At 66.6% G+C, this 8,955-nt stretch carries 6 protein-coding genes and 1 pseudogene; all 7 read left to right on the top strand.

The window, feature by feature from the left end; all coding sequences use genetic code 11:
- Positions 1-131 (top strand): annotated as a pseudogene (locus JO059_RS04675) (type VII secretion protein EsxI); the annotation flags it as partial.
- A gap of 95 nt (positions 132-226) precedes the next feature.
- Positions 227-1,129 carry an ESX secretion-associated protein EspG gene (locus JO059_RS04670; RefSeq protein ID WP_293314942.1) on the top strand — a complete coding sequence of 301 codons (903 nt, stop codon included), beginning with the start codon at positions 227-229 and terminating at the stop codon, positions 1,127-1,129.
- Positions 1,130-1,404: 275 nt separating this feature from the next.
- Positions 1,405-2,916: a type VII secretion integral membrane protein EccD gene (eccD, locus tag JO059_RS04665; RefSeq protein ID WP_293314941.1), complete on the top strand. Its 1,512-nt coding sequence runs from the start codon at positions 1,405-1,407 to the stop codon at positions 2,914-2,916.
- On the top strand, positions 2,894-4,771 hold the full coding sequence (locus tag JO059_RS04660) for a type VII secretion-associated serine protease mycosin (protein ID WP_293314940.1): 1,878 nt from the start codon (positions 2,894-2,896) through the stop codon (positions 4,769-4,771). The genes eccD and JO059_RS04660 overlap by 23 nt, the downstream gene beginning before the upstream one ends.
- A 16-nt stretch (positions 4,772-4,787) precedes the next feature.
- The gene (gene eccE, locus JO059_RS04655) at positions 4,788-5,990 is read left to right on the top strand and encodes a type VII secretion protein EccE (RefSeq protein WP_293314939.1); all 1,203 of its coding nucleotides are present in this window, start codon (positions 4,788-4,790) and stop codon (positions 5,988-5,990) included.
- Complete coding sequence (eccA, locus tag JO059_RS04650; RefSeq protein WP_293314938.1) at positions 5,987-7,819, top strand: type VII secretion AAA-ATPase EccA; 1,833 nt, start codon at positions 5,987-5,989, stop codon at positions 7,817-7,819. Before eccE ends, eccA begins: the two co-directional genes overlap by 4 nt.
- A 368-nt stretch (positions 7,820-8,187) precedes the next feature.
- Positions 8,188-8,955, top strand: a 768-nt coding sequence (locus JO059_RS04645) for a PPE family protein (RefSeq protein ID WP_293314937.1), incomplete at its 3' end; no start/stop codon positions are given.

Here is an 8,955-nt window from a genome sequence, read left to right as displayed (position 1 = left end):
AGTTCATCACCCAGTTGGGTCGCAACTTCCAGGTGATCTACGAGCAGGCCAACGCTCACGGCCAGAAGGTGCAGACCGCCGGCAGCAACATGGCGAGCACCGACAGCGCCGTCGGCTCCAGCTGGGCGTAGCTCCAACTTCAGGCGCGGCAGCACACCACACCCCGGTGTGCTGCCGCGTCCTGCGGTTTCCGTACACTTCGACTAATTCGACCGCTGAGGTATTCATGGACCAACAGAGCACCCGCACCGACATCACCGTCAACGTCGATGGTTTCTGGATGCTTCAGGCGCTGCTTGACATTCGACATGTCGCGCCGGAATTGCGGTGCCGGCCGTTCGTGTCCACCGACTCCAGCGATTGGCTCAACGAGCATCCAGGAATGGCGGTGATGCGTGAGCAGGGAATCGTCGTCGGCGATGAGGTCCAGGAACAGGTTGCCGCGCGGATGCGGGTGCTGGCCGCGCCCGACCTGGAGGTCGTCGCCCTGCTGTCGCGGGGCAAACTGCTCTACGGCGTCGTCGAGGATGAGAACCAGCCGCCCGGTTCGCGCGACATCCCGGACAACGAGTTCCGCGTGGTCCTGGCCCGTCGTGGCCAGCACTGGGTGTCAGCCGTGCGGGTGGGCAGCGACATCACGGTCGACGACGTCGCCGTCGCGGACAGCGCCTCGATCGCGTCGTTGGTCATGGACGGTCTCGAGTCGATTCACCACGCGGAGCCGGCCGCGATCAATGCGGTGAACGTGCCGCTGGAGGAGATGCTCGAAGCAACGAAGTCGTGGCAGGAATCCGGTTTCAACGTCTTTTCCGGGGGCGATCTGCGGCGAATGGGCATCAGCGCCGCCACCGTCGCCGCCCTCGGCCAGGCACTGTCGGATCCTGCCGCCGAGGTCGCGGTGTACGCGCGCCAATACCGCGACGACGCCAAGGGCCCAAGTGCCTCGGTGCTGTCGCTCAAAGACGGTTCGGGCGGCCGCATTGCGCTCTACCAGCAGGCGCGTACGGCCGGCTCCGGCGAAGCCTGGCTGGCAATCTGCCCGGCAACCCCGCAGCTGGTGCAGGTGGGGATAAAAACCGTCCTGGACACGTTGCCCTACGGCGAGTGGAAAACCCACAGCCGGGTTTGACACACGGGTGAAACATAAACTTCACCAACGCTTTTGCGGAGAACATGCGGGCGGGACACGAAGACGGCATACTTCTCTAGGATCGTTAGCAAACTTCAAACCTCTCAAACCAATGTCACGACGACTTTTAATCGCAAGGCGAGGCAGATGAAATCCGAAATGGTCGAGCTGCATCTCCCGGGGCGCGACGTCGCCTCGGCACGTAGAGCGACAGAGGCGCCCACGCGGCTCGCCACACCGGGCTACCCGTTCACGATGGCAGGGGGTGCAGGGCGATGACCGCAGTTGCCGATGCTTTACAGGCAGAAATCGAGGGCATTTCACAGCCCAGGGCTGTGGTCGTCGGCGTCATGGCCGGCGAGGGTGTCCAGGTCGGCGTTCTGCTGGACGCCAACGCCCCGGTTTCGGTGATGACCGACCCGCTGCTGAAGGTGGTCAACAGCCGGCTGCGGGAACTCGGCGAGACTCCGCTGGAGGCGACCGGGCGGGGCCGGTGGGCCCTGTGCCTGGTCGACGGGACACCGCTGCGCGCCACCCAATCGCTGACCGAGCAGGACGTCTACGACGGCGACCGACTGTGGATTCGGTTCCTCCCGGACAGCGAGCACCGATCGCAGGTCATCGAGCACATCTCCACCGCGGTTTCGGCGAACCTGAGCAAGCGGTTCGCCGCGATCGACCCCGTCGTTGCGTTGCAGGTCGGCGCGTCCATGGTCGCGATCGGGGTGACGCTCGCATCCGGTTTGCTGGGTTGGTGGCGTTGGCACCACAATTCCTGGCTGCCGACGATCTACGGTTCGATCATCGCCGTGCTGGTGCTGGCGGTGTCCATCATGCTGGCGATGCGCGCCAAGACGGTGGCGGATCGACGCGTCGCCGACACCATGCTGATGAGCGGCCTCGCGCCGCTGACGGTGGCAGCGGCGGCGGCCCCGCCGGGCGGCGTCGGGGCGCCGCATGCTGTGTTGGGCTTCGGCGTTCTCACCATCGCCGCGGCGCTTGCCCTGCGCTTTACCGGCCGCCGGCTGAGCATTTACACCGCAATCATCACCATCAGTTTCGTAGCGGCGATCGCCAGCCTGGCGCGCATGGTCGCCAATACCAGCGCGGTGACGAACTTCAGCTGCGTGGTGCTGGTTTGTGTGCTGGCCTACCAGGGCGCTCCGGCGTTGGCCCGGCGGTTGTCGGGGATTCGGCTGCCGGTGTTCCCGTCGGCCACCAGCCGGTGGGTATTCGAGGCCCGGCCGGACCTGCCCACCACGGTGATGCGTCCCGAGGGCGGCCCGCCGGTCCTGGAGGGTCCGGCGTCGGTGCGCGACGTGGTGTTGCAGGCCGAACGCGCCCGGTCATTCCTGTCGGGTCTGCTGCTGGGGCTGGGCGTCCTGATGGTGGTCTCCCTGACCGCGTTGTCGGATCCACACACCGGGCAGCGCTGGCTGCCGCTGTTGCTGGCGGGCTTCAGTGCCGGCTTCCTCATGCTTCGGGGCCGCTCGTATGTGGACCGCTGGCAGGCGATAACGCTGGCCGCGACCTCGGTGATCATCGTCGCCGCCGTTGTGGTGCGGTACGCGTTGGGACTGCAATCGCCGCTGGCAGTTTCGATCAGCGTGGCGATCTTGGTGCTGTTGCCGGCAGCGGGCCTGACAGCAGCTGCCGTGGTGCCCAACACCGTCTACAGCCCGCTGTTCCGCAAGTTCGTGGAATGGATTGAGTACCTGTGCCTGATGCCGATCTTCCCGTTGGCATTCTGGCTGATGAATGTCTATGCGGCGATTCGTTACCGCTAGCGGCCCGGTGCGGCGCGGTCGCGCGTCTCGCGCGACCGTCGCCGCACTTAGCAGTCCGGTGTGGCGCGGTCGCGCATCGCGCGCGACCGTCGCCGCACTCCTGCTCGCTTCCGGCGCATTAGCGGGTTTGCCGCCAGCCTATGCGATTTCGCCGCCCACAATCGATCCGACCGCCGTTCCGCCCGATGGTCCGCCCGGACCTCCGGCGCCGATGAAGCAGACCGCGTACTGCACCGAGGTCGGCGTTCTGCCGGGTACCGACTTTCGGCTGCAGCCGAAGTACATGGACATGCTGAACCTCCAGGAGGCGTGGCAGTTCGGTCGCGGTGCCGGGCAGAAGGTCGCGGTCATCGACACCGGCGTGAGCCCGCATCCAAGGTTCCCGCACCTGATACCCGGCGGCGACTACATCATGTCCGGTGACGGATTGTCGGACTGCGACGCGCACGGCACGATCGTGGCGTCGATGATCGGCGCGGCGCCGGCCAACGGCGCAACGGCGCCGCCCGCGGCACCGCGCAAGCCCGTCACGATACCCACCACGGAGCCGCCACCGAAGGCGCCGCCACCACAAACGGTGACGTTGTCACCTTTGCCCCAGACAGTGACGATGGTTCCGCCGGCGCCGCCCCCGTCGGCGTCGGAAGCGCCGCCTCCTCCTCAGGGGCCGTTCGGATTGCCGCCGGCGCAGGGACCGGCCCCGGGACCCGGGCAGGCGCCGGCACCCGGGCAGGCGCCATCAGCCAACCGTGCGGGCGGGGGCACGGTGACGATACCGAGCTTCTCCGGTGGTCGGCGGGTGATCGGCGTGGACAGCGCGCACGGCCCGGCTCCGCTTGATCCGCCCAAACCGCCGCCGGCGCCGTCGCCGACACCGGACGCCTATAGCGGGATCGCGCCGGACGTCGACATCATCTCGATCCGCCAGTCCAGCCAGGCCTTCGGCCTGAAAGACGCCTACACCGGTGACGAGGACCCGCAGACGCGGGCGAAGGTGGACGACGTGCAGACCATGGCACGGGCGATCGTGCACGCGGCCAACCTCGGGGCGACGGTGATCAATATCTCCGACGTGACCTGCATGAGCGCGCGCAACATCGTCGACCAGCGTGCGCTGGGCGCGGCCGTGCGGTACGCGGCGGTGGACAAGAACGTGGTCATCGTCGCCGCAGCCGGCGACAGCAGCAAGAAGGACTGCAAGCAGAATCCCGTCTTTGATCCCATGCAGCCGAAGGATCCGCGCGACTGGGCCGGCGTGACCACCGTGGTAACGCCGTCCTGGTTCAGCGACTACGTTCTGACGGTCGGAGCGGTCGATGAGGACGGCCGGCCACTCACCCAAGGTGGGAACCAGGGTTCGACGAGCATCGCCGGACCGTGGGTGGGAATCGCCGCGCCGGGGACAGATGTCATTTCGCTCTCGCCGCGCGACGATGGCCTGATCAACGCTATCGACGGTCCCGAGAACACGCTGCTGGTTCCGGCGGGCACCAGCTTCTCGGCCGCGATCGTTTCGGGAGTGGCTGCGCTCGTCCGCGCCAAGTTCCCGCAGCTGTCCGCATCGCAGATCATCAACCGGTTGGAGCGCTCGGCGCGGGCTCCGGCACGCGGCGTCGACAACCAGGTCGGCTACGGTGTGGTCGACCCGGTGGCGGCGCTGACCTGGGACGTGCCGGAGGGTCCGGCGAAGCCGCCGCAGCAGCTGTCCGCTCCGTTGAATATGCCTACCCCGGCCCCTCACCGGGATAAGGTGCCGATATGGGTGGCCGCCGGGGGGCTGACCGGAGCATTACTGGTCGGCGGCGCAATATTCGGTATAGCAATGTTTTTGAAGCGAACGCGGAAGCAGCAGTGAGGGCGGAGCAGCAACAATGAAGGCTGAGCGCACGTTTGGATTGTCTTTGTCGTGGCCCCGGGTAACCGCGGTGTTTTTGGTCGACATCCTGATCTTGTTGGTGGCCAGTCACTGCCCGGAGAGCTGGCAGGGTGAGCATCGCATCGCGTTCTGGGTGGGCGTGGGCCTGGCAGCGCTCGTCACGGTGCTCTCCGTCGTCACGCACCATGGGCTCACCGTGACCTCCGGGGTCGCGAGTTGGCTGTGGGATTGGTCCACCGATCCGGCCACCGCGCTGGCTGCGGGATGCACACCGGCGATCGACCACCAGCGCCGCTTCGGGCGGGACAAGGTCGGCGTACGTCAGCATGAAGGCCATCTGGTCACCGTGATCGCGGTCGAAGGCGGCGAGGAAGAGGCCCCCGGCCGCCACCGCCATCGCACCACCCCGGCCACGTTGCCGGTGCAGGCCGTGGCCGAGGGCCTGCGCCAGTTCGATATCCGCCTGGAGAGCATCGAGATCGTCTCGGCGAAGGTGCGCAGCGGGGGCCCAGAGATGCGGGCCGCGGAGAAGTCGAAGCTGGACGACTGGGGGCCCGAGGAGTGGGGTGTGGTCAGCGATCAGCCCGCGTCCTATGTGCGCCGGACCTGGTTGGTGCTGAGGATGGATCCACAGCGCAACGTTGCCGCGGTGGCCGCGCGCGATTCGCTGGCTTCCACGCTGGCGGCGGCCACCGAGCGGCTCGCCCAAGACCTCAACGGACCTGGTTGTACGGCGAGGCCGTTGACCGCCGACGAGTTCGCCGAGGTGGACGCCGCCGTGCTGGCCGACCTCGAACCGACATGGAGCCGGCCCGGTTGGCGTCACCTCAAGCACTTCAATGGCTTCACCAGCAGCTTCTGGCTGACACCGTCGGACATCACCACCGACACCCTGGAAGAGCTGTTCGCGCCCGATACGGGGGCCACTGTGATCACGGTCCGGCTCTTCACCAGCGGAGGCCGAGCTCAGGTGTCGGCCTGGGTGCGCTACCACAGCGACAGCCGCCTAGCCAGGCAGATTTCGTCCGGACTCAACCGGCTCACCGGCCGCCAGCTCGCGGCGGTACGCGCGAGCTTGCCCGCGCCGTCGGATCGACCCCTGCTGGTAGTCCCCAGTCGTACCCTGCATGACGACGATCTGGTGCTGTCGGTGGGTCAGGTGCGTGAGGGCTCAGCGGGTGTGCCCGTAGCGCAATGACGCGCCCACAATCAACCGCCGAGGACGCCCGGAACGCCATGGTCGCCGGCCTGCTGGCATCGGGAATCTCGGTCAACGGGCTGCAGCCGAGCCACAACCCGCAGGTGGCGTCGCAAATGTTCAACACGGCGACCACCCTCGATCCGGGGATGTGCGATGCCTGGCTGGCCCGGATCATGGCGGGTGAACAGAGCATCGACGTGCTCTCCGGCGCGTGGGCCGCCGTTCGGACGTTCGGTTGGGAAACCCGCCGCCTCGGGGTCAGCGACCTGCAGTTTCGCCCCGAAGTCTCCGACGGGTTGTTTTTGCGCCTCGCGATCACCAGCGTGGAATCGCTGGCCTGCGTGTATGCCGCCGTTCTCGCCGAGGCGAAGCGTTACGAGGAAGCCGCCAAGCTGCTCGACGGCATCGATCCCCGCCACCCGTTCGACGAGGAAGTGGTCGAGTATGTGCGGGGGGTGCTCTACTTTCGCACGGGCCGCTGGCCCGACGTGCTCGCGCAGTTCCCCGAGGGCAAGACGTGGCGGCACCCCGAACTCAAGGCCGCGGGCGCGGCCATGGCGACCACCGCGCTCGCGTCGCTCGGAGTGTTCGAGGAGGCGTTTCGGCGCGGCGAAGCCGCCATCGAGGGTGACCGGGTGCCGGGTGCAGCCAACATCGCCTTGTACACCCAAGGCATGTGCATGCGACACGTCGGTCGCGAGGAAGAGGCGGTCGAGCTGCTGCGGCGGGTCTACTCGCGCGATCCGAAGTTCACTCCGGCCCGTGAAGCGTTGGATAACCCCAACTATCGGTTGATACTGACCGACCCCGAAACGATCGAGGCCCGCACCGATCCTTGGGACCCCGACAGTGCGCCGACCCGCGCGCAGACCGAGGCCGCTCGCCACGCCCAAGAGGCCGCCAAGTACCTGGCCGAGGGGGATGCAGAGCTCAACGCGATGCTCGGCATGGAGCGAGCCAAGCGGGAGATCAAGCTCATCAAGTCGACTACCAAGGTCAACTTGGCTCGCGCCAAGATGGGTCTACCGGTGCCGGTGACGTCCCGCCACACTTTGCTGCTGGGCCCGCCAGGCACCGGCAAGACGTCGGTCGCGCGCGCCTTCACCAAGCAGCTGTGCGGGCTGACGGTGCTGCGCAAGCCGCTGGTCGTGGAGACAAGCCGGACGAAGCTGCTGGGCCGGTATATGGCGGATGCCGAGAAGAACACCGAGGAAATGCTCGAGGGAGCATTGGGTGGGGCGGTCTTCTTCGACGAGATGCACACCCTGCACGAGCGCGGCTACCACCAAGGCGACCCGTACGGGAACGCGATCATCAACACGCTCCTGCTGTACATGGAAAATCACCGCGACGAGTTGGTGGTCTTCGGGGCGGGTTACGCCAAAGCCATGGACAAGATGCTGGAAGTGAATCAGGGCCTGCGGCGGCGCTTTTCGACCGTGATCGAGTTTTACAGCTATACCCCGGACGAGCTTGTCGCGCTGACCAAACTGATGGGGGCGGAGAACCAAGACGTCATCACCGACCAAGCGGCCGAGGCGTTGCTGCCGTCGTACACCAAGTTCTACCTCGACGAGAGCTACTCGGAAGACGGCGACCTCATTCGCGGCATCGATACGCTGGGCAACGCCGGCTTTGTGCGCAACGTGGTGGAGAAGGCGCGTGACCACCGCAGCTTCCGACTGGACGACGAAGATCTCGATGCGGTCCTGGCGAGCGACCTTACCGAGTTCAGCGAGGATCAGTTGCTGCGATTCAAGGAACTGACTGCCGACGACCTGGCAGAGGGTCTCAAGGCGGCCGTGGCCGAGAAGAAGACTACGTAGCTTCCGCGGGAAGCGGTCTGAGCTCGGGCCAAGTGCCCATTTCTCTCGGCTAAGCATTTCCTGACGGCCTAATCCCCCTAAGGTTCCTGAATGGTTGCTGCCATTTAGTTGACGACTTACTAGCAATGTGATTTCCGAATCCGTGTGTTATCCGGTAGGCAGCATCTTCCCAGGTAAATCGCTGTTTTACCGGTGATTTTTCGCCTTATTATTACCGCGCGAGAATGTCGCCGAACGATTTAGCCGCTTGGGCCCAGCGCACCGAATCGACGGCGGTTTTCGCGAATTCATGTCTGCCACGGCGTGGCTGTACGCGCAACCGCAGTCGATGGCCTCGACATGGCGGGCACCGAGGACCGGAGGTATCGATGTTGAATTTCGGGGCGCTACCACCGGAGGTCAACTCCGGTCGGATGTACGACGGGCCCGGGGCCGCGCCGATGCTGGCTGCCGCCGCGGCTTGGGACGAGCTCGCGGCGGAGCTGCAGTCGACGGCGGCCGCGTATGGCTCCACGATCGACGGCTTGACGGCGGGTCCCTGGACCGGTCCTTCGTCCATCGCCATGGCGTCCGCAGCCGCGCCGTACGTGGCCTGGATGACCGCCACCGGCGCGCAAGCGCAGGAGGCGGCCGGCCAGGCCAAGCTGGCCGCCGGCGCCTACGAAGCGGCGTTTGCGGCTACGGTCCCGCCGCAGGTGGTGGCGGCGAACCGTGCCTTGCTCGCGACGCTTGTCGCCACCAATTTCCTGGGCCAAAACACGCCGGCCATCGCGGCCACCGAAGCCCATTACCTCGAAATGTGGGCCCAGGACGCCGCCGCGATGTACGCCTACGCCGCCTGGTCGGCGGCCGCGGCACAGCTAAAGCCCTTCGCGGCCCCGCCGCAAACCACCGCGGCCGGGACGACGCCGGCCGCCGGCATGCAGCTGTCGCGGCTGGTCAACGCCGTACCGAGCGCGCTGCAACGCCTGGCGAGCGGTGTCCTGGAATCGGCGACTCCGGCGTCGGGCAAGGCGTCGGGCAATCTGCTGTCCGGCCTCGACTTACCGCACTTGGCCTCCTCGTGGTCGTTGCCGGCCGGACTCCAATCCGATTTGACCAATTGGGACTCGCTGACGGCGGCCCTTGCGTCCGGG

Source organism: Mycobacterium sp., from assembly GCF_019247615.1.
Classification (GTDB): Bacteria; Actinomycetota; Actinomycetes; order Mycobacteriales; family Mycobacteriaceae; genus Mycobacterium.
The sequence above is the reverse complement of the archived record's forward strand: the minus strand, read 5'-3'. Positions and strand labels throughout refer to the sequence as shown.